We start from the raw sequence: 24,303 nt of genomic DNA on the forward strand, positions 1-24,303 counted from the left end.
ACGCGTTGGATGGTGAATAGGCAGTGGCGCAGCCGTGCGTTGGGCACCGGCTACTTGTGCGCGCCGCCGCTGGAATAGCCGCCCCAGGCGCCGCCCGAGTTGCGCGCTCCGCTGCCGCAGTTCTCGCGCCGCGGGTCGCAGCTGCTGCAGCGGCCGACCAGCAGCACGACCAGGACCAGCAGCAGCACCAGGATGAGGATGCCGCCCAAACCGATGCCCGCGGTGAGCCGGCCTTCTCCGCGCGCCATGACGGCCTGCTTCTCCTCGGGCAGCTTGAACGCGGCGGCGACGGTGCGGCCCTCCAGCCGGCTGCCGGCCGACCAGGTCACCTCGCTGCGGCTGCGCTCCATCGAGAGCAGCTGGCGGTGGTAGAGGTAGTCGGCGTTGGCGGTCTTCTGACCGCGCTCGACCGGCCAATAGAACTCGCCCTGCACGTAGGTGGTCTCGGCATCGTAGCGGCTCCGCAGCGTGTAGGCGGTGCCGAGGTACTTGGCCTGCGCCTGGCCGCGGCCGAGCTTGGGCGCGCCGGTGATCGGCTTGACCAGGCTCCAGCCGTCTTCCGCATCCACCAGAAAGCTGAAGCCGCGCCGTCGCTCGTAGAGCAGGTACTCGCTCCAGCCGAAGCTCTCGTCGTCGCCGGCCTCGCGGCCCATGCGGTGCTGGAAGCCCACCACCTGCCACTGCGCGCCCTGCAGCTGGCCGATGCTGCCCAACGGTATCAGCGGCCGCAGCGGCTCGTCCTGCAGCGCGTGGCGCAACTCGCCGCCGATGCCGGCGGTCAGGTCGATGATGCTGCGGCAACTCGGGCAGGTGACGGCCTTGCTGTCCTCCAGCTGCACCTGCACCGGCGCGCCGCAGTTGGGGCAGGCGAACCGGCGGGCGGTCTCGGTCTTCTCCGACACGGCGTCGCGCAGGCCCGAGAACTTCAGGTCCTCCAGCCGCACCGCGGTGCCGCGCGCGGACTCGGGCGGCTGCTGGAAGTAATCGAGCGACAACACCGCGCCGTCGTCGCTGCGCAGCTCGGCCGCCGGGAAGGGCGTGCCCAGCGGCGCGATGTGCGACAGCTCGCCCTCGGCCGCCAGCAGCGTGACCATGCCCTGGAAAGCGACGCTGTAGCTCTGGCCGGCGACGGCGGTGCGGGCGCCCAGGCGCAGCGCCTCGGGCGGCGGCGCGTCGATCGGCAGCACGACCGGGCGGGCGAAGACGTAGCTGCCGTTGTCCTCGGCCAGCAGCGCCGAGCTGCCGTCGGCCATCGCCGCATGCCATTCGTTCCAGGTGCCGGCGTCGGAGCGGTACTGCAGCCGGCCGACCAGGGTGAACGGCTGGCCGGCATGCACGCCCGAGGCCATCAACTGCAGCGGGCTGTGGTCGTCGAACAGCTCGGCCATGCGGCCGATGCGCGCCAGCTGCTCGCCGCTGCGCACGATCGTGCTGTGGCAATAGGCGCAGACCGCGTGGGTCGACTGCGCGCTGCGGAAATCGACCGGCGCGCCGCAGCCGGGGCACGGCGCCCGGTAGACGCGCTGGGCGGCCGGCTCAGCCATGGTGCCGCCTTGGAACGCTCGTTTTCCAGCAAAAAGTGCCTGGAGCCGAAGTCCGGAACCGACTGCCAGCTACTAAATCGATAGCAAACGCGAACGCGAACCCGGCCGGGGCGCAAGCCTTTTGCACGCCGGGCTACACCAGCTTCTTGAGCAGCTCGCCCTTCTTGGCGTCGAACTCTTCCTGGGTCAGGATGCCCTTGGCCTTCAGCTCGCCCAGCTTCTCCAGCGTGGCCATCACGTCTTCGGCGCGCACCGGCTGCGCTGTTGCTGTGGCGGCGGCCGCCGCAGGTGCGGCAGGACCACCCGCGCCCTGCAGGCCCTGCTGCAGGTTCTGCGCGAGAATCTGGCCCATCGCCACGCCGGCGCCCAGGCCCATCGCGTCGCCCGCGATGCCACCGCCCGCGGCCGCGCCCTCGGCCATCTTCGGGATCGCCTGGCCGGTCTGGTACTGGATGAAGCGGCCCATGTCGTTGCCGACCATGCCCATGCCGATCTTCTGGTCCATGACCTTCTGCAGCTCTTCGGGCAGCGAGAGGTTCTGCACCGTCATCGTGTCGAGCTGCAGGCCGATCCTGGCGAACGCGGGCTGGAGCTGCGTCTTCAGCGCGTCGGCGAACATCGTCTGGTTGGAGGCCAGGTCGAGGAAGGCTACGCCGCTGGCGGCGATCGCGTTGCTGATGTTCTGCAGCACCAGGCCGCGCAGCTGGCCGTCGAGGTCGCCGGTGGCGTAGTCGGCGCGGGTGCCGGAGATCTCGGTGTGGAACAGCTTCGGGTCGGCCACCCGGTAGCTGTAGTTGCCGAAGGCGCGCAGCCGCACCGCGCCGAAGTCCGCGTCGCGGATGGTGATCGGCTGGGGTGTGCCCCACTTCTGGTCGGTCTGCTGGCGGGTGCTGAAGAAGTAGACGTCGCTCTTGAAGGGCGACTCGAACAGCTTGTCCCAGTTGCGCAGGTAGGTCAGCACCGGCAGCGTCTGCGTGGTCAACTCGTAGGTGCCCGGGCCGAAGACGTCGGCCACCTGGCCCTCGTTGACGAAGATCGCGACCTGCGATTCGCGCACCACCAGCGTCGCGCCGTTCTGGATTTCCAGGTCGCGCATCGGGAAGCGCCAGGCCAGCGTGCCGTCGCCCTCCTCGGCCCACTGCAGGATGTCGATGAACTGCTTCTTGATGAAATCCATCAGGGCCATGGCATTGCTCCGGTGCAGGTGGTGGCAGTGCCGCGGATGATACTGCCGGCCCCGCGTCGACGGTCGGCCGGAAACCCGGCCCGGCCGGCTTGAAACCGGTGTCTACAATCGCTTTCACCCGGAGGCCACGGGCCGCGCCCAGGCGCGCAGCGGCCTCTTCGCCGCCGCCGCAGGAGATGCCCGAATGTCCACGCCTTCCACCCCCACGCCCACCTCCGCAGAGACCCACCTGGAAGAGCGGCGTGCCGAATTGCGCCGCGCGGCGCTCGAGTACCACGAGTTCCCCCGGCCCGGCAAGATCGCGATCACCGCGACCAAGCAACTGACCAACCAGCGCGACCTGGCCCTTGCCTACTCGCCCGGCGTGGCGGCCCCGTGCGAGGAGATCGTCAAGGACCCGAACAACGCGTTCAAGTACACCAGCCGCGGCAACCTGGTGGCCGTCATCACCAACGGCACCGCGGTGCTGGGCCTGGGCGACATCGGGCCGCTGGCCTCCAAGCCGGTAATGGAGGGCAAGGGCGTGCTCTTCAAGAAGTTCGCCGGCGTCGACGTGTTCGACATCGAGATCGCCGAGAAGGACCCGGCCAGGCTGGTCGAGGTGATCGCGGCGCTGGAGCCCACCTTCGGCGCGATCAACCTCGAGGACATCAAGGCGCCCGACTGCTTCTACGTCGAGCGCGAGCTGCGCAAGCGTATGAAGATCCCGGTCTTCCACGACGACCAGCACGGCACCGCGATCACCGTGGCCGCGGCCATGCTCAACGGCCTGAAGGTGGTGGGCAAGAACATCGGCGACGTCAAGCTGGTCACCTCGGGCGCGGGCGCCGCGGCGCTCGCCTGCCTGACCCTGCTGCTGAAGGTGGGCCTCAAGCGCGAGAACGTCTACGTGACCGACCTGGCCGGCGTGGTCTACGAAGGCCGCACCGAGCTGATGGACGAGGACAAGGCCTTCTTCGCCCAGCCGACCGAGGCCCGCTCGCTCGACGAAGTGATCGAGGGCGCCGACGTGTTCCTGGGCCTGTCGGCCGGCGGTGTGCTCAAGCCCGAGATGGTCGCCAGGATGGCCGCCCACCCGGTCATCTTCGCGCTGGCCAACCCCAACCCCGAGATATCCCCTGAAGACGCGCATGCGGTGCGCGGCGACGTGGTCATGGCCACAGGCCGCACCGACTACCCGAACCAGGTCAACAACGTCCTGTGCTTCCCCTACATCTTTCGCGGTGCGCTCGATGCCGGCGCCACCACGATCACCGACGAGATGGAGATCGCCGCCGTCTACGCCATCGCCGAGCTGGCCCAGGCCGAGCAGAGCGAGGTGGTCGCCGCCGCCTATGCCGGCGAGCCGCTGGCCTTCGGCAAGGAATACCTGATCCCCAAGCCCTTCGATCCGCGGCTGATGATCAAGATCGCCCCGGCCGTGGCCCAAGCCGCCGCCGCCAGCGGCGTGGCCCTGCGCCCGATCAAGGACATGGACGCCTACCGCGACAGCCTGCAGAGCTTCGTCTACGCCTCGGGCTCGATGATGAAGCCGATCTTCGCCGCGGCGAAGGCGGCCTCCGCCACCAAGAAGCGCGTGGCCTATGCCGAGGGCGAGGAAGAGCGCGTCCTGCGCGCCGCCCAGATCGTGGTGGACGAGCGCCTTGCGCGCCCCACCCTGATCGGCCGGCCGGCGGTCATCGCCCAGCGGATCGAGAAGTTCGGCCTGCGCCTGGTGCAGGGCCGCGACTACGACATCGTCAACGTCGAGCACGACGAGCGCTACCGCGACTTCTGGCAGACCTACCACCGCATGACCGAGCGCAAGGGCACGACGGTGCAGACGGCCAAGATCGAGATGCGCCGCCGACTGGCGCTGATCGGCTCGATGCTGCTCTTCAAGGGCGAGGTCGACGGCCTGATCGTCGGCACCTGGGGCCACACCCAGATGCACCTGCACTACGTGGAGCAGGTGATAGGCAAGCGCGCCGGCGTCAACACCTTCGCCTGCATGAACGGCTTGTTGCTGCCCGAGCGCCAGGTGTTCCTGGTCGACACCCACGTCAACTACGATCCGACCGCCGAGCAGCTGGCCGAGATCACGGTGATGGCGGCGGAGGAGATGGTGCGCTTCGGCCTCAAGCCCAAGGCCGCCCTGCTGAGCCACTCCAACTTCGGCAGCAGCAACCAGCCGAGCGCGCTGAAGATGCGCCACACGCTGGAGCTGCTGCGCATCCAGGCCCCTTGGCTGGAGGTGGACGGCGAGATGCACGGCGACGTGGCGCTCGACGGCGCCCATCGCGCGCAGATCATGCCGCACAGCTCGCTGGCGGGCGACGCCAACCTGCTGGTGATGCCCAACATCGACGCGGCCAACATCTCGTACAACCTGCTCAAGACCGCGGCCGGCGGCGGCATTGCGATCGGGCCGGTGCTGCTCGGCTGCGCGCAGCCGGTGCACATCCTGACGGCCAGCGCCACCGTGCGCCGCATCGTCAACATGACCGCCCTCACCGTCGCCGACGCCAACGCGTCGCGCTGAAAGCCGGTCCGGCACCAGGCGCGCCGGGCGGCGCCGAGCCGGTTTTTCAGGCGGATAAATACTCCGCGAAAGCCCTGTCCGCAGCCTGCAGCAGCAAGTGAATACTTGCACTGCGGGCCGCTTTCCGTCACACTACCAGATTGAATTTTGGGGTTAACCCGTAGGGGCCGTCCAGGCCCCGCAGGCACCCTGAATTTCCGAAAGGTGTGTTTTCATGGTGCGAGTTGGGGTGCGGAGAACGGCGTCCGATGCGTTCTCCACGGCAATGGCGGCGGCGCGCACAGGTGCCCTCGTCTTGCTGGCGACTGTGGCTGCAGACGCGGCACTGGCCCGGTCCCCGCTTCCAGATGCGCCGACGGCTGCCGTCCCCCTTGCCCAGCTCCCTCTCGAAGGACGCGATACCTATTCGCGCATCCTGGCGGGCGGGCCGTTCCGGCACGACAAGGACGGCTCGGTCTTCGGCAATCGCGAGCGGATTCTACCGGCCCGCACCCGAGGCCACTACCGAGAGTACACCGTGGAAACGCCGCGGGCCCGCAACCGGGGAGCGCACCGCATCGTATGCGGCGGTGCGCCCCGCACGCCCGACCGCTGCTACTACACCGACGATCACTACACGAGCTTCCGCGAGATCATGCCCTGAGGGCGGCACGGAGCGGAGCGCACCGGCAGGACGGGCGGCACATGGCCGCGCCTGGATTTTTGGACCCTTTGAGAAGAAAGAGCAGCGGAGATGGATACGCCACTTCGTAAGGATAACGATGCCCCCCTGCGCGGCGTCCGGAACAACATCGTGCAGTCGATCCGCGCCTTCCGCGTGCCCGACCTGCGCGATGCCGCACTGAGCCTGGGCCATCACTTCCTCTACGCCAACCTGGCCGAGTCGCAGTCCAAGCAGGATGTGCTCGACACGATCGCAGCCCAGTTCACCTTCCCGTCGCACTTCGGCAAGAATTTCGACGCGTTGTACGATTGCATGACCGATCCCTTGCATAAATCGGGCCCGCAGCCGGGCTTCATCGTGGTACTGGAGCAGATCCCGGCTCACGCGAAGTTCGACAAGGAAGCGCGCGAACAGCTGCTCGACATCTTCCGCGAGGCGTCCGACTATTGGGGGGACCGAAAGATACCGTTCCGGTGTTTCTATTCTTTTCTGTAGCCCGTTCTGCATCCACCAGCCAAGCAGAACGGGCGAACGAGGCCCCCGCGGCGGAAGCCGTGCCCGGCAGCATCGCGATCGATGCCGCCACCGAGCCGGCAGAAAAGATGCCGACCGACAAGCTCGTCGACGTGTCGCCGTTGGCGTTGCGGATGAGCAGTCCATTCAATGCGGGCTATTGGCTCTCGGCCGCCTGAAGGCGGCCGTAGAGCCAACCCCCAGGCTGCGCTGCGCTTCGCCTCCCCCTTGGGGGCGCTGCCGGCCGACCGGCGGAGCCGGATCGGTGGCAGCCCTGGGTAAAGAAAAACCCGCCGAAGCGGGTTTTTCTTTGGGCGCCTGGTTAGGGGAAGGCGGCTGACCGGGCCTTGTGCTCAGCGCTCCGCGGCTGCGGGCAGGCTGAGGGCCAGCGCGATGAATTCGTCCACCGGCACCTCTTCGGCGCGGCGTTGCAGGTCGAAGCTGCCGGCGAAGCCCTGCTGCACCAGCCAGGGGCCGAGGGAATGGCGCAGCAGTTTGCGGCGCTGGCTGAAGGCGGCCTGGACCAGGGCGGAGAGGCGTTTGACGTCCACCGCGGCGGGGGCCTCGTGCGGCACCATGCGGACCACGGCGCTGTCGACCCGCGGCGGCGGATCGAAGCTCTCGGGCGGCACGAACAACACGTTCTCCATCCCATAGCGCCACTGCAGCATCACCGACAGCCGGCCGTACGCCGCGGTGGAGGGGCGGGCGACCATGCGGTCGATCACCTCCTTCTGCAGCATGAAGTGCTGGTCCCGCACCACCTGCACCTGGTCGAGCAGGTGGAACAGGATCGGGGTCGAGATGTTGTAGGGCAGGTTGCCCACCACTCTCAATTTAGGAGCGCCCAGCCGTTGCGCGACTTCGGTGAAGTCCACTTTCAGCACGTCGGATTCGATCACGTCGAGCTGCGGCCGGGCGCGCAGGCGCACCGCCAGGTCGCGGTCGAGCTCGATCACGGTGAGCTTGCCGCGGAGGCGCTCGACCAGCGGCTGGGTCAGTGCCGCCAGGCCCGGGCCGATCTCGACCATCGGGTCGCCCGGCTGCGGGTCGATCACCTGGACGATGTCCTCGATGATCCCGCGGTCGGACAGGAAATGCTGGCCGAAGCGCTTGCGTGCGATGTGCCTCATGCGCGGTGCGGCCTCACCACTGGGGCGGCTCGCGGAACTCGACGTAGGCCCGTCCACGGGTTTCCTGCGCCCAGGTGACGAAGGCCTCGTCGAGCTTCTTCTCGCGGGCGGCGCTGCGGGCCAGGTCGCGCTGCTCGCGCTGGGTCAGCGTGTGCTGGCGGCGCTCGACCAGCTGGATCAAGTGGACGCCGAAGCGCGACACCACCGGCTGGCTGATGTCGCCCGGGGCCATGCCGTCGAGGGCCTCCTCGAACTCGGGCACGAACTGGCCGGGGTTGGCCCAGCCCAGGTCGCCGCCGTCCTTGGCGCTGCCGTCGCTCGAATATTCGCGCGCCAGCGACTGGAAATCGGCTTGGCCCGACTGAATGCGGCGCTTGTAGTCCTGCAGCCGCGAGATGGCGGCGGCCTCGGTCAGCTGCGGGCCGGCGCGCAGCAGGATGTGGCGGGCATGCGTCTGGGTGACGACGCCGGTGCCGATGCCGCCCTGGTTGCGCTCGATCAGCTTGAGCACGTGGAAGCCGGCGGGCGACCGGATCGGGCCGACGATGCCGCCGACCGCCTCGTTCTTGACCGCGTCGACGAAGAGCTGCGGATAGCGGTCGCTGCTGCGCAGGCCCAGCTGGCCGCCGCTGGTGCGCTCGGCCGCGTCCGACATCTCGGCGGCCACCTTGCCGAAGTCCTCGCCGGCGCGCACCCGGTCGGCGGCGCGCTGGGCCTTGGCCTGCAGCGTGGCGATCTCGGAGGGCGTGGCGTTCTCGGGCACGATGACCAGTACGTGGCCCAGGTTGATCTCGACGCTGGCGGGGTCAGCGGGCTTGCCGCGCTGGTCGCGGATGTACTGGTCGACCTCCAGGTCGCTGACCTTGACCCGGCCTTCGACCTCGCGGTCGCGCAGCCGCAGCAGGGTGAGCTGGTTGCGCAGGTCCTCGCGGAACCGGGCCTGCGGAATGCCGTCGGCGGCGAGTCGGCGGCGCATCTCGGCCACCTCGACGCCGTTCTGGCGCGCCACGCTCTGCTCGGCCTGGTCGACCGCCGCGTCGTCGACCTTGATGCCGGTGTCCTTGGCCTGCTGGAGCTGGGCCTTTTCGTTGATGAGCCGCTCGACCACCTGGCGCACGAAGACGTCGCGCGGCGGCAGCGGATTGCCGGCCTGGGCCGCCTGCTGGGCGGCGCGCTCGGCGCGGATGCGCACCTCGCTGTTGAGGATGGGCTCCGAGTTGACGATGGCGACGATGTAGTCGGCCTGCTGCGGCGAGGCAGACGACGACGACAGCGACGCGCCGGAAGAAGACGCGCCGGCCGCGCCCCGCGGGCTGCCGGAAGAGGAGCCGACCGGCATGGCCGGCGCGATCGCGTCGGCACCGGCGCCGCGGGGCAGCCCCATGCCGGGCGAGCCCGACGGTCGCAGACCCTGCGCGAGCGCGCCGGAGGCCATCAGGGTCGCCAGGCAGGCCAGCGGCAGGACGTGAGCACGGATCTTCATGGCGGTAGGACTCGCAGGGCGGGGCAGGAGTTGCATTCTGGAGGAGCGATCGGTGAGGGTGTCGTCGATGGCCGCCCGCCGGGGGCTTCCGGCAGTGCGGTCAATCGTAGCGGCTGAAACGGCTCGGGGTGGCGATGTCCTCGCGCAGGTACTGGTAGCGCGGAACGTTGCGGCGCAGCACCTGCAGCGGGTTGGAGCCGACGCTGGAGAAGCCGAAGAACTCGACCTGGAACAGGATCCGCTTGGTGGCGGTGGTGTTGCTGCTCTGCAGCCGCTCCAGCACCACCCGGCCGATCCAGCAGTCGCCCTCGTACTCGAGGCCGACGACCGAATCGACGATCTTGCTGTCGAGCATGCTGTAGTTCATGCGGCCGACGGCGTAGACGTTGCCCGGGCCCAGGCCGCGCCCCGCGATGCGGGTCATGTCGCGGTTGCCCCAGCTCCAGAGGTCGTTGATCGGCCACTGCCAGCCGATGTCGATCATCTCGCTGGTGCCGCGCTGCTGGCGGTAGGCCGCGCTGATGGTGCGGAAGTCGCCGGGGTTGAAGCGCCCGCCGATCGAGGAGCGCACCGAGCGGTCGGTCTTCGGGTTGTACTGGACGGTCGAGTCGAAGGCCCAGCGCGGCGTCCAGTTGATCGAGGCGCCCAGCATGATGTCGCTCAGCCGATCGGTGACGGTGGATTCGCCGGGCATCACGATGCGCTGGTCGCGAAAGCGCAGCCGCTGCGCGATGCCGAAGCGTGCCGCCTCGGCGCCGGTGTCGGCGTCGATGAAGCGGGTGGTGGTGCCGACGGTCAGCAGGTTGTTGTCGGAGATCCGGTCCTGGCCGACGAAGGCGTTCTCGGTGTAGATCGAGGCGAAGTTGAAGTCGGCCCGCGTCGTATCGTAGACCGGCAGGTAGTTCTGGTCGACGAAGGGCGTGTAGACGTAGAAGGCGCGCGGCTCCAGCGTCTGGATCAGGTTGCGGCCGAATAGCCGGGTGTCGCGCTCGAAGACCAGGCCGCTGTCGAGGCTCACCGTCGGCACGGTGCGGCTGGCGGTGGTCTGGTTGTTCGAGGCCAGCGGGCTGTCGAACTTGTAGTTGGCGCTGTTGATCAGCGCCTTGGGCGTGATGAACCAGCCCGGTGCCACCCACGGGTGGCTGACCTGCGCCATCGCGACGCTGCGGTTGGCGTTGGGCTGGTTGGTGAGCGCGGTGCGCGACTGGAACTGGGTGTAGTCGCCATCGACCGAGAAATCGAAGCCGCCGTAGTCCACCTTGGCATATTTGGCGGTGACCTGCGGCAGCCGGTCGTAGGGCGGAGTGATCGGCGAGTTGACGTCCTGCAGCACCTGCCACTTGAGGGCGCGGGCCGAGGCCGAGAAGTCGCCCTTGCCCCAGAGAAAGGTCAGGTCGGTCGGCAGCAGGCGCTGGGTGAGCGAGCCCACGGTGCGGGTGAAATCGCGCCAGTAGTTGTCGTCGCTCACCTGGTTGAGGTTGAGGTTCATGCCGACGGTGCCGATCGCGGCGATGCCGGTGTCGATCGTGTCGAAGTGCTGCGCCGCGATGCCCCAGCGCTCGCGCTCGCGCAGCTTGTCGGTGGGCATGTAGTTGCCGCGCATCTGGCCGCGGTAGTTGCTCTCCAGGTAGCGGAATTCGCCGCCGAAATCGACGCCGCGCTTGCTCATGATCGTCGGGTAGAGCGTGGCGTCGCGGTTGGGCGCGATGTTCCAGTAGTAGGGCACCGTGGTCTCGGCGCCGCTGACGTTGTTGATGCCGAAGACCGGCGGCAACAGGCCCGACTGCCGGGTTTCCGACAGCGGAAAGGTCACGCTCGGCAGTTCCGGCGTGCGCAGGCCCTTGAACTGCACCACCGCGCCCTCGGCGGTGCCGGTCTCGGCGCGCTGGTCGATCGTGATCGTGCGGGCGGTGACCATCCACTCGGGCACCCAGCCGGCGCCGGGGCGGCGCACGCAGGTGGTGTAGTTGCCGCTGTGGATCACCATCGTCTCTTCGTCGATGAAGTCGACCCGCTCGGCCTCGCCGTGCGCGTCGTTCTTGATGAAGACGTAGCGCGGGCGGACGAAGAAGCCCTCGAACGCGTCGACATGCAGCTCGAGCTGCGGGCCCTGGAAGATGTCGCCGCCGCGGTTGATGTAGACGTCGCCCAGCGCCTTGGCCAGGTCGTCGGGCTGGGTGTATTCGAGTTGGTTGGCGCGGATCACCAGCAGGCCGCGGCGCAGCTCGGCGTTGCCCTTGACGATGGTGTTGAAGTCGGCGGTGCCGTCGATGCTGTCGCCGGTGACGAAGCTTGGGCGCTGCTTGCCTTCGTTGCCGTCGATCGTCTCGCGCAGCAGCGGCGTGCGGCGCAGCACCAGGGGCGCGTCGGCCACGGCGTTGCCGGTGGGAGCGGCCAGGGCGTTCGCCGCGGTGCTGGCTGCTTTGTTGGCCGCCGTAGCGGTCGCCGCACCTGCCGGCGCGTCGGCCACCGGTGCCTCGCCGATGTTCTGCGCCCGCAGTGGGGCGCCCTGCAGCAATGCGGCGGCCACCAGAGCCAGGGGCGTCAGGCGGGTCGAGAGGCGCGCAGGGCCGCCACGGCGACCGCGGCGGGGGCGCGGAGCCGATGGTGTCGTCGTCAGGTCATGCATCGGTCGGGACATCCATCGGCGGTGCGCTGCGTGCGGGGAGGGGGAAGGTCGGCAAGGATTCGCAGGCCGGCGCCCGGGGGTCGGCTTTGTAGAATCGGGATTATCCATGACCCCATCCGCTTCCCCGGCCGCCGGCCTGCCCATACCCGGCGCCCATGCCGGCCCCGCGACCTCTTCTTCTCCTGCGGACACCGGGCCCGTCGCCTGGGCCGATCCGGCGCGCGGCGCCGCGTTCGCAGGATGGCTCGCGGCGCAGTCGCAGGCGCACGGCGTGCGCCCCGAGACGCTGCGCGCGGCCTCGGCCGACGCGAGCTTCCGTCGCTATTTTCGGCTCGACGCATCGGGCGTGCGCGGCGGCACCGCGATCGTGATGGACGCCCCGCCCGCCCTGGAAGACAGCCGGCCTTTCGTGCACGTGGCCGGCCTGCTGGACGCGGCCGGCGTGCGGGTGCCGCGTATCCTGGACTGGGACGCGGCGCAGGGCTTCATGCTGCTGGAAGACCTGGGACGGCGCACCGTGCTGGAGACGATCGACCCGGCCGATGCCGCCGGCGCCCTGCCCTGCTACCTGCGCGCCATCGAGGCGCTGGTCGCCTGGCAGAGCGCATCGCGCCCGGGCGAACTGCCGGCCTACGACGCACCGCTGCTGCACCGCGAGTTGCAACTGTTTCCCGACTGGTACCTGTCGCGCCACCGCGGCGTCGCCATCGAGGGCGACTTGGCCGACACGCTGACCAGCACCTTCGACACCCTGGTCGCACACAACCTGAGGGCTGCGCCGGTCTACGTGCACCGCGACTTCATGCCCCGCAACCTGATGGTGGACGATGCCGACCCCACGGGCCCGCTGGGCGTGCTCGATTTCCAGGACGCGGTCTACGGCCCCATCACCTACGACATCGCCAGCCTGACCCGTGACGCCTTCCTGAGCTGGGAAGAGGACATGGTGCTGGAGGTGACGGTGCGCTACTGGGAGCATGCCCGCAAGGCCGGCCTGCCGGTCGATCCGGACTTCGGCGACTTCTACCGCGCGGTGGAATGGATGGGCCTGCAGCGCCATCTGAAGGTGGCCGGCATCTTCGCCCGGATCACTCTGCGCGACGGCAAGCCGAAGTACCTAGCCGACACGCCACGCTTCATCGCCTACATCCGCGCCACCGCCGGCCGCTACCGCGAGCTGCTGCCGCTGCTGCGGCTGGTGGACAAGGTCGAGAAGATCGAGACCTCGACCGGCTTCGCCTTCGGCCGGGTCTGACCATGCCCCGTTTCCACTGCCCCGGGCCGCTCGCCACCGGAGCGACCCTGTCGCTGCCGCCCGGCACCGCGCGGCATGTGCAGGTGCTGCGCCACCAGCCGGGCGATGCGCTGACGTTGTTCGACGGGCGGGGCGGCGAGTACGACTGCGCCGTACTGCGCATGGGCCGCAACGAAGTCGAGGTGCAGGTGGGTGCGCACACCGCCGTCGAGCGCGAGGCACCGCAGCGGGTGGTGCTGGCGGTCGGCATGCCGGCCAACGAGCGGATGGACTGGCTGGTTGAAAAGGCGACCGAGCTGGGCGCCGCCGGCATCCAGCCGCTGGCCACCGCCCGCACCGTGCTGCGGCTCAAGGGCGAGCGGGCCGACAAGAAGATCGCCCACTGGCAGGCGGTGGCCGTGGCCGCCTGCGAGCAGTGCGGCCGCAACCGGGTGCCCGCCGTGGCGCCGGTGGCCGATCTCTCCGCGTGGCTCGCGTCCCTGCCGCCGCTGTCGGAGGCCTGCGGCCCACGCCTGCTGCTTTCCCTGCACGCCCAGGCGGTGCCGCTGGCGCAGGCGGTGGCCGATGCCGCCGATCTGGGCGCCACCGTCACCGTGCTCTCCGGCCCCGAAGGCGGCCTGGCGCCGGAGGAAGAAGCCGCGGCCCTGGCGGCCGGCTTCAAAGCGGTGCGGCTGGGCGCACAGGTGCTGCGGGCCGAGACCGCTCCGCTGGCGGTGCTGGCGCGACTGGCACTGTAGCCACCGCGGGCCGCGCGGGACGACTCCGGGAACGCGGCCCGCCGAAAGCCCGGAACTCAGGCCGGGCGGTTCACCGGCATCTGCGACAGCAGCGTATCGACATTCACCTGCTCTGCCAGCTCCTGGGAAGGCGTTCCCCGGATGGCGCCCCAGGTGCGGGCCAGCAAGTCGGTCACACCGTTCAGGGTGTTGACAATGGCGCGACCGGCAGGGAATGTCAGCGCCAGCGACGGATGCTCGATCGCACGCAGCTCCTTTTCTGTGATTTCGACGCTTGGCGCCGTCCCTCCTTCGGCCTGCGACCAACGCTCCACCGCCTTTTTGGCGATGAGTTCGACGATCAGGCGGTTTTTCTCCTCGTCTGTGGTGAACTTGCCGCCTATGCCACCGAAATACTGGCCGCCCAGAAGGCCGGCACCGAGGCTGAGCACTTCGGTCGGTGTGTTCACCATGATGGTGACGATCTTCTGGGCCACTTCCGGCACCACCTTGGCGCGGGCCAACGTGTCGAAGGGCAGAAAGCCAGTGACCAGGCTGATGACCGAGCCGATGCCCATCGAATTGATGGCCAGTCCATGGCCCGGCGCCACCTCCAGGGCGGCCCTGGTGTCCTCCTTGACGTGTTCGGCCAGAGCGCGGTGCAGCTGCGCATCGCTGGCGTCTTCCTGCAGCGTCAGCTGGGGTGCGGGGAAGAAGCCTTCGTTCATCCGTTCGAGCGCGCCGGCCGCCATCTCCTCATGCCCGGCGGCCACCTCGCGCGGCACCATGGCGCCCGAGGTCGACACCGCGATCTGGTTGGTCACCGCGCTCACCGGCTGCATGGCCCAGAGTTGCGGCGAGGCCCAGCGTTGCGTCAGGGCAGCCGCATTGTTGGGGATCGCGCCGATCGCCGCGATGCCGCCGGAGATGGCCGATTCCTTGAGGTCGTTGAGGACTTCGGCCAACGACTTGGGCATCAGGGCTTCGCCCCGGAAGTGGCCCAGCAAGCGCTTGATCACGCAGGAGTCCGCGGTTTCCGCCACGGCGGCGGTCAGCGAGGCCAGGACGACCTCGGTCATATTCGTGATCGGATGGTCCTCACCGTAGGTCTTCGCCACGGCGGCACGGACGGCAGACCAGGCGAGCACGTCCAGTGCGAAGGCGACCCCGCCGCTGCCGATCAGGCTGGCGGCGATCGCCCAGCCCAGCTCCGGGGTGAGGTGCTTTTGCGTCAGCACCGCATTGACCGCCTGTGCGCCCATGCGACCACGAAGTTCAAGGGTGGCCGGATCGTGGTCGCTGAGCGCCTGGCCGACCAGCGCCTTCAGCTTTTCGTCGTTGGAGTCCGCCCGGTAGCGCACGCCTTGCAGGAAGGAGAACGGCGCGTTCTGCGGATTGGGCCCCAGGCCCTCGACGAGCGCGCGCGTCTCCTGATCGACGTCGGACTCGCCCGTCACGTCCTCGATCGTGATCGGCCGAAAGCTGGCATCCGCGCCGAAGGCCTTGGCACCCTTCTTGATCGCTTCGCGCGCGGCATAGGTGGAAAGATCGATATCGGCTTCTTCCGGCTCGGACCCGTCGCCGCCCAGATGCAACTCGCGCACCTTGCAGCCGGCGGCGAACTCCCATGCATTCAGCAGGATGTCGGCCTCCAGGGGCAGTCGCAATTCCGCGTCGGGCGGCAACGTGAGCTGTGCCGCCGCCTCCCGATACGCCGGCTTGATCTGCACGAACTGCAGCACCGCGTCGATGGCCTTGTCCGGAGAATGCAGGAGGCCATCGTCCCCGCGCGCGACGGCGCCCTTCAATGCCTCCGGCTGCCTGAACCTGTCGGTATTGACGATCTGGCGCAGTTGCGCACGATATTCTGCGGTCTGGATCTTCTGGAGTTGCGCCTCCAGCATGCCCAGACGCAGCATCCCCGTCAGATTGGCCTCGGTCCGCGCCTCGCGGCGCAGTTGCTTGGTAGGAAGCCCATCGGCCATGGCGAGCTGCTGGTTCAGCCGGTCTTTTTCGGCCTCCTTCAGACCCTTCAGGAACAACTCGCGCAGGCTCCCGGTGCGCGGACGCTGGATGGCGCTCGACGCGGCGCTGCTGGAGGATGCCTCCTGGGAGGGCTGCCGCTGCAAGGCCTCGGTCAGCTCGCTTGTCCCGTTCCGGCCGGGCAGGGTCGACGAATGGGCCGGGCACTCGGTCTCCAGGAACGGCGCTTCGAGTGCTGTTTCTTCGGGTGAAAAGCCGACGTTGGAGGGGCTCAGGGTGGTAGATGGCATGCGATCTCCGCCTGTAAAAGGCCGCCGGCCGCCCCACGGACAGCATCGGAGCCGGTTGACATGTAAAGCCTGCCCTGGGCGGACAGGCCGGGGACCGCCAATGTAAGGAGTTATTTTTTCGCCGCGCAGGCCGGTTACGAAACGGTGTATCGAATATCGAAGTCGCCGCCCGTCATCTGCAAATACGACTGGTTATTGTTAAGATGCGCAATCGGCGTCACATCCGGCCAAACAGCGCCTGCGCTTCCACACACCATTCCAGACGAGATTCGCCTTGACCGATTCCGCTCGCTCCGCTCCCCTGTCCCGGTGGCCCGCCCGCCACACACCGTCTGCCCTGCCGTGCGCCGCCGACCCGGCGCTGTTCCCGCTGAGCGCGCTGATGCTGGCGGCCTCGGTCGGCAGCTGGGCGCAGTCGGCGCCGGCCGGCAACGCATCGCTTCAGCCGGTCACCGTCACCGAGAAGGCCGAGGCGCCGCAGGGCAAGGAAGCGCTGCAGACCACCAGGAGCGGCATCGGCAAGGGCAACCAGGATATCCGCGACATCCCGCAGTCGATCACCGTCGTGACCGAGAAGCTGATCGACGACATCAAGCTCGACACGCTCAAGGACGCGCTGCACTACACCGCCGGCATCACCTTCGCCGCGACCGAGAACGGCACCGACCAGGACATCCGCCTGCGCGGCTTCCCGATCGCCAGCACCGGCGATCTGATGATCGACGGCATGCGCGACCCGTCGCACTACGACCGCGACACCTTCAACCTCGACCGGGTCGAGGTGATGCGCGGATCGGCCTCGATGCTGTTCGGCCGCGGCTCCACCGGCGGCGTGGTCAACCAGGTCAACAAGAAACCGCTGCTGGCCGACCAGACCGACGTGGTCGGCACCGTGGGCACCGCGGGCTACCTGCGCACCACCGCCGACTTCAACATCCGCACCGGCGAGACCTCGGCCCTGCGGATCAACGCGATGGTCAACAAGGCCGACAACGGCGGCGCCGACATCGACAAGAACGGCATCGCGCCCAGCTTCAGCTGGGGCCTGGGCACCGCCGACGAATTCACCGTCGGCCTGTTCCACCTCAAGAACAACAACACGCCGATGTCGGCGATCCGCTACCTCAACGGCGGCCTGGCACCGGTCAAGCCCGGCAACTTCTACGGCACCCGCGCCGACTTCGTCGACGGCGAGGCCAACTACCTGCACGGCTCCTGGAAGCACGTGTTCGACCACGGCGGCGAGCTGCGCAGCCAGATCCGCAGCGGCGTGTTCGAGCGCGCGCAGTGGAGCACCGCGGCCGGCTTCTGCGGCGCGGCGCCGACGGCCGCCGGCGCCTGTCCCACCGGCGCGCCGGCGGTCACCTCGCTCGACCCCGACACCTTCCTCACCCGCTCGGGCCTCACGCCGCGCAAGGACCGCTACAAGGCGACGTATGCGCAGAGCGACTACAGCAACACCTTCGACTGGTTCGGCCTGCGCCACGAGGTGCTGACCGGCGTGGACGCGGCGCACGAAGAGGCCGCCCGCTTCCAGAACAACGGCAGCACCCTCGGCACCCGGCCGGCCACCACGGTCGGCACGCCCGACGACGGGGCCGGGCTGGTCGGCACCCGCCTGTCGCCGCAGTGGCGCAACTCCAGCAACTACACCGCCGAGGCCTTCGGCGTGTACGCGCAGGACCTGGTGCAGGTGGCACCGGCCTGGAAGCTGCTGGGCGGCGTGCGTTATGACAACTTCAAGGGCGACTTCGAGCAGCTGGCCTATGCCACCGGCGCCAACGGCGCGCTGACCAACATCGCCCGCACCCGGCTGAAGGAGTCGCCGTGGAGCTACCGCGGCGGCATGCTGTTCCAGCCCTCGCCGACGCAGTCGTACCACCTCTCCTACGGCACCTCGTTCAACACCTCGGCCGACACCTACCAGTACGTCACCCCGCAGAACGCCAACACCCCGCCGGAGAAGAGCCGCAACATCGAGCTGGGCGCCAAGCTGGATTGGCTGGACGGCAAGCTCTCGACCCGCGGCGCGATCTTCCGCACCGAGAAGTACAACGAGCGCACCACCGACGCCGACTTCGCCGGCACCGCCTACACCCTCTCGGGCAAGCGCCACACCGCCGGCCTGGAGCTGGACGTGGTCGGCCGCATCGGCGCGCAGTGGGAGGTCTACGGCTCCTACACCTGGGTGCCGGTCGCGAAGATCGACGCGGCCGGCGTCGCCGCCGGTGCGCAGGCCTCGGTCGGCCAGCGCGTGGGCCTGACGCCCAAGCAGTCGGGCGCGGTGTGGGTCAGCTACCAGGCGACGCCGAAGCTGCGCCTGGCCCTCGGCGGCCACGGCGCCACCGAGAACCGGCCGCTGACCGGCACCACCGGCGCCGCCTCGGCCACCGCCCGCGTGCCCGGCTTCATGGTCGCCGACGCGATGGCCGAGTACAAGTTCACCCCCGACGTGTTCGCCCAGATCAACGTCAACAACCTGCGCAACAAGGCCTACGGCGACCAGCTGTACCCGGGCTTCACGATCCTGGGGCCGAAGCGCCAGGTGCTGGCGACCCTTGGCGTGAGGTTTTAGCTCTCCCCCAGGCTACGCACTTCGTGTCTCCGCCTCCCCCCTCACCGGGGGCGACACCCGCGGTCCGGCGAAGCCGGTCCCGCGGTGTCCCTGGGAATACGGGAGGCGCTGGCGCGTGGCTGCGATGTGCCCCGGATAATTCGACACCATGCTGTTGCACGTACGTGAAGTCCTGACCCCGGCCGAAGTGACGCGGGCGCGCGAAATACTGGCCGGGGCGCCGTGGGGCGACGGGCGGATCACCGCGGGGAGCCAGTCGGCCGAGGCGAAGAACAACGAGCAGCTGCCCGAGGATTGCGACGCGACGCGGGCGGTGCAGCAACTGCTGCTGCGCGGGCTGGAGCGGCACGCGGTGTTCTTCTCGGCCGCGCTGCCCAAGCAGATCTCGCCGCCGCTGTTCAACCGCTACGGCGGCGCGGCCAACAGCTTCGGCAACCATGTCGACAGCGCGGTGCGCTACCTGCGCAACGGCGCGGGCCGGGTGCGCACCGACATCTCGTGCACCCTGTTTTTGTCGGAGCCCGGCGAGTACGACGGCGGCGAGCTGATGGTGGAGGACACCTTCGGCGAGCAGCGGGTGAAGCTGGCCGCCGGCGACCTGGTGCTGTATCCCGGCACCAGCGTGCACCGGGTGGAACCGGTGACCCGCGGGCACCGCGTCGCCAGCTATTTCTGGATCCAGAGCATGGTGCGCGGCGACGAGCAGCGCCGGCTGCTGTTCGAGATGGACAAGCACCTGCGCCGGCTGCGCTCGGGCGCGCATCTGGGCGAGACCGATCCGTCGGTGATCGGCCTCACCTCCACCTATCACAACCTTCTGCGCATGTGGCTGGACGTGTAGCAACGCCATTCAACGAAAGACAAGCATGACCAAGACACTATTCCTGAGCATCGCCGCGCTGGCGGCGGCCGTGGCGTCGGGTGGCGCCGCGGCGCAGATCGTGAACCACGACACGGTGAAGTGCGCCCCGGTGCCCAAGGAAGAGATGCGGCCGCAGATGGAGCTGCAGAAGAAACTGGTGGCCGAGGGCTGGAAGGTGCGGCAGGTCAAGACCTTCAACGGCTGCTACGAGGTCTACGGCTTCAACCACCAGGGCGAGCGGATGGAGGTGTTCTTCGACCCCAAGACGTTCGAGAAGATCGGCGAAGTCAAGCAGCCGTCGTGAGCGAGCCGCGCCCGACGCCGTCGCCCGCCCCCGTGGTGCGGGTCTGGGACCTGCCGGTGCGGCTGCTGCACATCGTGCTGGCGGCATCGGTCGCGGGCGCCTGGCTGACCGGCGAGGAAACGCTGCGCTGGCACGAGGCCGCCGGGTGGGCCGGGCTGGCGGCGGTGGCGGCGCGGCTGGCGTGGGGTGCGCGGGGCGGCCGCTTCGCGCGCTTCGGCGCCTTCGTCCGCAGCCCGGCCGCGACGGCGCGCTATGGGGCGCAGGTGCTGCGCGGCACCGCCCCCCGCTACCTGGGCCACAACCCGCTCGGCGGCTGGATGGCCGTCGCCCTGCTGGCCACCGTGGCCGCCACCGGCATCACCGGCTGGCTCTACACCACCGACGCGTTCTGGGGCATGGCCTGGCTCGACGCGCTGCACCGCGCGCTGGCCTGGGCGGTGCTGGCGCTGGTCGCGCTCCACGTGGCGGGCGTGGTGTTCACCGGCCGGCACCAGCGCGAGAACCTGGTCGCGGCGATGGTGCACGGCCGCAAGCGCGGCGACGGCGCGGTGGACGAAGACGGGCGATAGCGAGAGCCGCTGCGGGGCGATTCGGTCCTGACGGCGAGGCACCGGGGAGGGCGGCTTGCGCGAACGATGCAAAGCCGATGCGAGCGGCGGTCCACAGCAGGGCGCTGCATCAAAATTGATAGCAAATAGTCGGCGTCCAACAATTCTTTCAGATACATAAGATGCCGAAATCCTCTACACACGTCGACCATTAGCTACGAATTTCGCAGCAACACCCGCGCTCTGCGGATAGTCCGCATGGATTGCACCCGCGCGCCCGCTAGGCGAGCCCGCCCTGCGGCGAATCCCCCGCCCCCTCGCCTCCGAACAAGCCGCCGTCGTCCAGCAGATCGAAGGCGATCTGTGGCCGGCGCTCCAGGCTCTTGCGGATCGCGGCGGGGATGCTCTGCCGGGTCTTCCTGCACAGGCCCGGCTGCTCCAGCACCCCGATCGCGATGCCGCGCAGGCTGCGCACCTCGTTCGGGCTGAAGCTGATCCGCAGCCGCAGGCCGAGCTGGTCGGCCATGCGGGCCTCGATGCGCCGCAGCTCGGCCAGGCTCTGCAGGTTCTCCAGCCGCTCCAGCAGGCGGCGCTCTTCCTCGCGCGTCAGCAGCAGCACCCGCAGGTCGGCGCCCGGCGCGGCCAGCAGCGCCTCCCGGTCGCAGACGCAGGCGCCGGGCGGGCATTCGGTGCGGATCGGGATGGGTGTGGGCTGCATCGTCGGCAGAAGGGAAGTGCAGGGTAACGCGGCGGACGGGCGGACACGGTGCGGTTTGCAGGGCCGCCGTGCAAAAAAACTCACTGACGCGCCGGCCGCGGGTTGGCCACACTCGTGCGCGGCATCAGCGCACAGCGCGGCAACGTAGACACACGACGCACGGCAGAGCCCATTTCGACTGCCTGGTCATCGACGGCGGTACCGCCGGCACCCGGGCCTCGATGCCGACTTCGCCCGCTTCCACGGCGGCGCCGGCCCTTCTTCCGCTAGCCGGCCCGGCGCAACGGCACGGCCAGGTAGGCCAGGTGCTTCAGCTCCTTTCGGCCCAGCGCCACGTTGTGCAGCACGATGCCGCAGACGAAGGACATGAAGGCGCTCAGCATCAGCCCGGTGACCAGGATCGCGGTCGGGAACCGGGGCACCGCACCGGTGTGCAGGTAGGTGGCGACCAGCGGCGCCGCCAGTCCCAGGGCCACCAGCGCGAAGAGGGCCGCCAGCAGGCAGAAGAAGGCCATCGGCCGCTCGCTGGTGAACAGCCGCACGATGGTGCGCAGGATGCGCCAGCCGTCGCGGTAGGTCGACAGCTTGCTGGCCGTGCCTTCGGGCCGCGAGCCGTAGGACACCGGCAGCTCCATGGTCGGCATCCGCAGTTCCAGCGCATGCACCGTCAGCTCGGTCTCGGTCTCGAAGCCGTGCGCCATCGCGGGGAAGGTCTTGGCGTAGCGCCGCGAGAACACGCGGTGGCCCGAAAGCATGTCGGTGAACCGGCCGCCGAAGATCGCGGCGACCGAGCCGGTCAGCATCTGGTTGCCCAGCCGGTGCCCGGGCCGGTAGGTGGCGGCGTTGCTGCCGTCGTCCACCCGCGCGCCCACCACCATGTCGCAGCCGCCCTGCCAGACGCCGGCGATCAGGTCGCGGATGTTAGAGACGTCGTAGGTCGCGTCGCCGTCGGTCATCACGTAGATGTCGGCCTCGACGTCGGCGAACATGCGGCGCACCACGTTGCCCTTACCGCGCAGCGACACCCGGTGCACCGTCGCGCCGTGGGCCGCGGCCTCGGCGGCGGTGCCGTCGGTCGAGGCGTTGTCGAAGACGTGGATGGCGGCCTCGGGCAGCGCCCGCCGGAACTGGTCGACCACCGAGCCGATGCCGCCGGCCTCGTTGTAGCAGGGGAGGATGACCGCGATGGAAGGGGCCGGCGCATCTCCCGGACGACGGGGCGAGGGGACGGAAAAATCAGCGGACATGGGAACGGATTTTGTAGACATGCATATCGGAGTCGGCGTAGACGCGGTCGAAATAGCGAGAAAGGTCCGGCGAGGTCGACAGGCTGTTTTCGTGAAGGCTGACCACCAACGTATCGAAACCCTCTCGCTGCAAGCGTTCCGCCAAGGGTTGCGGCGCCAATTGCGCGTAGTCGCGATACCTCCACGGCCCGAAATGGTCGCCCATCACAGGGCGCGGCAGGTAATACAGCACCGCCTCCAGATTCATTTGATAGATGCGCCGCGCGGGATGCTCGCGCAAATACGCAAGCACGCCCCCATAGCGGGGCAGATTATCTTTCAAGGCCGCGTGCCGCTCTGCGACCGTCGGCGATACCAGCGACCATTCGTAGTCGCCTTTGAAGTGATATCTGCGTTGCGCCACCACCAGAACGGCGACCAGGACCACGAGCTGCACGGCGCGCCATCCGTAGCCTCGGTGGAAGAAGGCGAATCGCTCGCGCTCGATCCGGGCCCATGCGGTCGAGACACTCGCCCACAGCACCGCGCCGGTCAGCACGCACAAGGCAGGGTAGGCAGGCAGGAGATACCGGGGGTAGTGGGAAGTGAAAACCCAGACGAGCATGGCGTACGCGGAGAAAGCCGCAGTGGCCCAGATGCGGCCGGCCCGGTGGTTGCGCCATGCCAGAAGCGGGGCCGCCGCGGCCAACAGCAGGCAGGCGGGAGGCCAACCGAAATTGGCCTTGATGTCGCTCAGCTGGGCGGCATAGTCGCCCGCGTTCCACTCGGTGAATCCGAAGATCCTGCCCCCCAGCGGATGGAAGGGGTCTCCGGTCATCAAGGCGTTGCGCGCGTACCAGTAGACGCACGCGATGGCGACGAAGGCGGCACTGCGCAGCCAAGTGCCCCGACGTCGATCCGCGAGCACCACGACCCCGGCGAACAGGGGCAGGAACGTGAGCCCCTGGTATTTGGAGCCTATCGCCACCCCCAGCAGAAACGAGGCCATGTACAGAAGCCGGCGCTCGGCGATCGCTTCGCGCCAGAGGTGCAGTACGACGAAGGCCGCGCAGACGAACAGGGCGAGGCCCATGTCGACATACGCGGTCGCGAACTCGGCCTGCGCCAGCAGCAGCCAGAACACGCTGGCGGCGCAGGCGGCCGCCCGCCCGGCGATGGACATCGTCCAGCGATGCACCAGCACGGCGGTCAACCACCCTGCGTACCCGTGCAACAGGTGAGGCATGACGTCGTCGTAGACGCTCAGCGCTGCGGCGTACAGCAGATCGTAGTTGTACGGGAACCATGCATATCGAATGGATGCATTGATCTGCAGCCGCCCCTGTTCGGCCCACTCGCGCGCATGGGGCAGGTGGTATGCCAGCTCGTCCCACGCCAGCGGGATGCGAAGCGGATAGACCATGGTCGAGGTCGCGACCAGAAGAACGATCCAGCTGCCCCAGTGCGGCCATTTCCACGATTGCGCCGAAGGGATTCGGAGCTGCCACAGCGCCAGAACCAGCCCCACGATGCCGATGCCGCAGATGACGACCGGCAAAAGAGCGCCGACAGCGCCGGCGATCTGCAGCAGACAGATGACGACACCTGTTCCCAGCGCGAGTTCCAGGGTGCCGCGCAAGACCGCGTCGGACAGCGTTGCCAGCGGTGTCCGCGCGCTCGCTGCACGCCCATAGCCCTGGCAAACCAACGCGAACAACAAAAGCGCCAAATAGTGCTGCGCCGCGAATTGGTATTTGATTTCCACTCTCGTCCCGTCCTTGGTCGCTTCACCCCGAAGCCCGCATTTTTTCAGATATGCGGGCAGGTAGGCCACTGCCTCGTTCGAGGCAGCGCCCCGTCCCACTCGCTGCGACGGGACACGCGGCCATGGTCGCTCCATGACCGATCCACGCAATGTCGCGCACGACAAAAAAGTGCAGCAGGAAAAGAAGAACCACGGCGAAGAGGTCGCACCCGGTGCGATCCATGCGCCGCGGCCCGGTCAGAAGCCGGCGCTGCACCACGACGAGCCGGCCGAAGAAGCCGAAAAGGACGACGCGGAATAAACTTCGGCCGCGATCCACGATGCGCGGATCGACCCATGTTTTTCCGGCATTTTTCCGATCACCCTGGCGGCGCAGAGGCAAGGTCCG

The 24,303-nt window shown here is 68.7% G+C and carries 20 protein-coding genes; 11 read left to right on the forward strand and 9 right to left on the reverse strand.

Features of this window, described 5'->3' with window-relative positions; all coding sequences use genetic code 11:
* Positions 1-50: 50 nt before the first annotated feature.
* Both DFQ15_RS12830 and DFQ15_RS12835 read right to left on the reverse strand, forming a co-directional pair.
* Entirely contained in the window at positions 51-1,544 is a 1,494-nt protein-coding gene (locus DFQ15_RS12830) for a DUF4178 domain-containing protein (RefSeq protein WP_110466353.1), read from the reverse strand.
* A gap of 133 nt (positions 1,545-1,677) precedes the next feature.
* Positions 1,678-2,730: an SPFH domain-containing protein gene (locus tag DFQ15_RS12835; RefSeq protein ID WP_110466354.1), complete on the reverse strand. Its 1,053-nt coding sequence runs from the start codon at positions 2,728-2,730 to the stop codon at positions 1,678-1,680.
* Positions 2,731-2,914: 184 nt separating this feature from the next.
* Between DFQ15_RS12835 and DFQ15_RS12840 the strand changes: the two genes are divergently transcribed.
* The 4 genes from DFQ15_RS12840 (at position 2,915) to DFQ15_RS17460 (ending at position 6,607) form a co-directional block, all read left to right on the forward strand.
* Positions 2,915-5,251, forward strand: a complete 2,337-nt coding sequence (locus DFQ15_RS12840; protein ID WP_110466355.1) for an NADP-dependent malic enzyme — start codon at positions 2,915-2,917, stop codon at positions 5,249-5,251.
* A gap of 214 nt (positions 5,252-5,465) precedes the next feature.
* Entirely contained in the window at positions 5,466-5,894 is a 429-nt protein-coding gene (locus tag DFQ15_RS12845; RefSeq protein ID WP_374941030.1) for a ribonuclease domain-containing protein, read from the forward strand.
* Between the two features lie 90 nt (positions 5,895-5,984).
* Positions 5,985-6,410: a barstar family protein gene (locus tag DFQ15_RS12850; RefSeq protein WP_055835908.1), complete on the forward strand. Its 426-nt coding sequence runs from the start codon at positions 5,985-5,987 to the stop codon at positions 6,408-6,410.
* Complete coding sequence (locus DFQ15_RS17460; RefSeq protein ID WP_158529072.1) at positions 6,389-6,607, forward strand: hypothetical protein; 219 nt, start codon at positions 6,389-6,391, stop codon at positions 6,605-6,607. The genes DFQ15_RS12850 and DFQ15_RS17460 overlap by 22 nt, the downstream gene beginning before the upstream one ends.
* Positions 6,608-6,781: 174 nt before the next feature.
* Here the strand turns inward: DFQ15_RS17460 and rsmA are convergent, their stop codons facing one another.
* The 3 genes from rsmA to DFQ15_RS12865 all read right to left on the reverse strand — a co-directional run bounded on the left by rsmA (position 6,782) and on the right by DFQ15_RS12865 (position 11,673).
* A complete protein-coding gene (gene rsmA / locus DFQ15_RS12855; RefSeq protein ID WP_110466356.1) occupies positions 6,782-7,561 on the reverse strand; it encodes a 16S rRNA (adenine(1518)-N(6)/adenine(1519)-N(6))-dimethyltransferase RsmA in 780 nt (259 codons plus the stop codon).
* A gap of 13 nt (positions 7,562-7,574) precedes the next feature.
* Positions 7,575-9,044, reverse strand: coding sequence for a peptidylprolyl isomerase (locus tag DFQ15_RS12860; RefSeq protein ID WP_110466357.1), 1,470 nt, complete (start codon positions 9,042-9,044; stop codon positions 7,575-7,577).
* Between the two features lie 100 nt (positions 9,045-9,144).
* Positions 9,145-11,673: an LPS-assembly protein LptD gene (locus DFQ15_RS12865; RefSeq protein ID WP_233504490.1), complete on the reverse strand. Its 2,529-nt coding sequence runs from the start codon at positions 11,671-11,673 to the stop codon at positions 9,145-9,147.
* A 106-nt stretch (positions 11,674-11,779) separates the two neighbouring features.
* Here DFQ15_RS12865 and DFQ15_RS12870 point away from each other — a divergent pair, with 106 nt between their 5' ends.
* The gene (locus tag DFQ15_RS12870; RefSeq protein ID WP_110466359.1) at positions 11,780-12,928 is read left to right on the forward strand and encodes an aminoglycoside phosphotransferase family protein; all 1,149 of its coding nucleotides are present in this window, start codon (positions 11,780-11,782) and stop codon (positions 12,926-12,928) included.
* Between the two features lie 2 nt (positions 12,929-12,930).
* The gene (locus tag DFQ15_RS12875; RefSeq protein WP_110466360.1) at positions 12,931-13,665 is read left to right on the forward strand and encodes a 16S rRNA (uracil(1498)-N(3))-methyltransferase; all 735 of its coding nucleotides are present in this window, start codon (positions 12,931-12,933) and stop codon (positions 13,663-13,665) included.
* Positions 13,666-13,721: 56 nt separating this feature from the next.
* Here the strand turns inward: DFQ15_RS12875 and DFQ15_RS12880 are convergent, their stop codons facing one another.
* Positions 13,722-15,917 (reverse strand): hypothetical protein, encoded by a 2,196-nt coding sequence (locus DFQ15_RS12880; RefSeq protein ID WP_110466361.1) that lies wholly within the window; start codon positions 15,915-15,917, stop codon positions 13,722-13,724.
* 274 nt (positions 15,918-16,191) lie between these two features.
* Between DFQ15_RS12880 and DFQ15_RS12885 the strand changes: the two genes are divergently transcribed.
* The 4 genes from DFQ15_RS12885 (at position 16,192) to DFQ15_RS12900 (ending at position 20,227) form a co-directional block, all read left to right on the forward strand.
* A complete protein-coding gene (locus DFQ15_RS12885; RefSeq protein ID WP_233504493.1) occupies positions 16,192-18,492 on the forward strand; it encodes a TonB-dependent receptor in 2,301 nt (766 codons plus the stop codon).
* A gap of 148 nt (positions 18,493-18,640) precedes the next feature.
* On the forward strand, positions 18,641-19,333 hold the full coding sequence (locus DFQ15_RS12890; RefSeq protein WP_110466362.1) for a Fe2+-dependent dioxygenase: 693 nt from the start codon (positions 18,641-18,643) through the stop codon (positions 19,331-19,333).
* A 25-nt stretch (positions 19,334-19,358) separates the two neighbouring features.
* On the forward strand, positions 19,359-19,658 hold the full coding sequence (locus DFQ15_RS12895) for a PepSY domain-containing protein (RefSeq protein ID WP_110466363.1): 300 nt from the start codon (positions 19,359-19,361) through the stop codon (positions 19,656-19,658).
* Entirely contained in the window at positions 19,655-20,227 is a 573-nt protein-coding gene (locus DFQ15_RS12900; protein ID WP_233504495.1) for a cytochrome b/b6 domain-containing protein, read from the forward strand. Before DFQ15_RS12895 ends, DFQ15_RS12900 begins: the two co-directional genes overlap by 4 nt.
* Positions 20,228-20,486: 259 nt before the next feature.
* Here the strand turns inward: DFQ15_RS12900 and DFQ15_RS12905 are convergent, their stop codons facing one another.
* The 3 genes from DFQ15_RS12905 to DFQ15_RS12915 all read right to left on the reverse strand — a co-directional run bounded on the left by DFQ15_RS12905 (position 20,487) and on the right by DFQ15_RS12915 (position 23,984).
* On the reverse strand, positions 20,487-20,924 hold the full coding sequence (locus tag DFQ15_RS12905; RefSeq protein ID WP_110466364.1) for a hypothetical protein: 438 nt from the start codon (positions 20,922-20,924) through the stop codon (positions 20,487-20,489).
* 266 nt (positions 20,925-21,190) lie between these two features.
* A complete protein-coding gene (locus DFQ15_RS12910) occupies positions 21,191-22,171 on the reverse strand; it encodes a glycosyltransferase family 2 protein (RefSeq protein WP_110466365.1) in 981 nt (326 codons plus the stop codon).
* The gene (locus DFQ15_RS12915) at positions 22,161-23,984 is read right to left on the reverse strand and encodes a hypothetical protein (protein ID WP_146228748.1); all 1,824 of its coding nucleotides are present in this window, start codon (positions 23,982-23,984) and stop codon (positions 22,161-22,163) included. The genes DFQ15_RS12910 and DFQ15_RS12915 overlap by 11 nt, the downstream gene beginning before the upstream one ends.
* A 64-nt stretch (positions 23,985-24,048) precedes the next feature.
* Here DFQ15_RS12915 and DFQ15_RS12920 point away from each other — a divergent pair, with 64 nt between their 5' ends.
* A complete protein-coding gene (locus DFQ15_RS12920; RefSeq protein ID WP_110466367.1) occupies positions 24,049-24,216 on the forward strand; it encodes a hypothetical protein in 168 nt (55 codons plus the stop codon).
* Positions 24,217-24,303 lie beyond the last annotated feature (87 nt).

The sequence above is a fragment of the Xylophilus ampelinus genome, assembly GCF_003217575.1.
GTDB classification, from domain to species: Bacteria; Pseudomonadota; Gammaproteobacteria; order Burkholderiales; family Burkholderiaceae_C; genus Xylophilus; species Xylophilus ampelinus.

Excerpts from the sequence above, each read along its gene's own strand:
- DFQ15_RS12830 (WP_110466353.1), bottom strand. The coding sequence starts at position 1,544 with ATGGCTGAGCCGGCCGCCCAGCGCGTCTACCGGGCGCCGTGCCCCGGC.
- DFQ15_RS12835 (WP_110466354.1), bottom strand. The coding sequence starts at position 2,730 with ATGGCCCTGATGGATTTCATCAAGAAGCAGTTCATCGACATCCTGCAG.
- DFQ15_RS12840 (WP_110466355.1), top strand. The coding sequence starts at position 2,915 with ATGTCCACGCCTTCCACCCCCACGCCCACCTCCGCAGAGACCCACCTG.
- DFQ15_RS12845 (WP_374941030.1), top strand. The coding sequence starts at position 5,466 with ATGGTGCGAGTTGGGGTGCGGAGAACGGCGTCCGATGCGTTCTCCACG.
- DFQ15_RS12850 (WP_055835908.1), top strand. The coding sequence starts at position 5,985 with ATGGATACGCCACTTCGTAAGGATAACGATGCCCCCCTGCGCGGCGTC.
- rsmA (WP_110466356.1), bottom strand. The coding sequence starts at position 7,561 with ATGAGGCACATCGCACGCAAGCGCTTCGGCCAGCATTTCCTGTCCGAC.
- DFQ15_RS12860 (WP_110466357.1), bottom strand. The coding sequence starts at position 9,044 with ATGAAGATCCGTGCTCACGTCCTGCCGCTGGCCTGCCTGGCGACCCTG.
- DFQ15_RS12865 (WP_233504490.1), bottom strand. The coding sequence starts at position 11,673 with ATGCATGACCTGACGACGACACCATCGGCTCCGCGCCCCCGCCGCGGT.
- DFQ15_RS12870 (WP_110466359.1), top strand. The coding sequence starts at position 11,780 with ATGACCCCATCCGCTTCCCCGGCCGCCGGCCTGCCCATACCCGGCGCC.
- DFQ15_RS12875 (WP_110466360.1), top strand. The coding sequence starts at position 12,931 with ATGCCCCGTTTCCACTGCCCCGGGCCGCTCGCCACCGGAGCGACCCTG.
- DFQ15_RS12880 (WP_110466361.1), bottom strand. The coding sequence starts at position 15,917 with ATGCCATCTACCACCCTGAGCCCCTCCAACGTCGGCTTTTCACCCGAA.
- DFQ15_RS12890 (WP_110466362.1), top strand. The coding sequence starts at position 18,641 with ATGCTGTTGCACGTACGTGAAGTCCTGACCCCGGCCGAAGTGACGCGG.
- DFQ15_RS12895 (WP_110466363.1), top strand. The coding sequence starts at position 19,359 with ATGACCAAGACACTATTCCTGAGCATCGCCGCGCTGGCGGCGGCCGTG.
- DFQ15_RS12905 (WP_110466364.1), bottom strand. The coding sequence starts at position 20,924 with ATGCAGCCCACACCCATCCCGATCCGCACCGAATGCCCGCCCGGCGCC.
- DFQ15_RS12910 (WP_110466365.1), bottom strand. The coding sequence starts at position 22,171 with ATGTCCGCTGATTTTTCCGTCCCCTCGCCCCGTCGTCCGGGAGATGCG.
- DFQ15_RS12920 (WP_110466367.1), top strand. The coding sequence starts at position 24,049 with ATGACCGATCCACGCAATGTCGCGCACGACAAAAAAGTGCAGCAGGAA.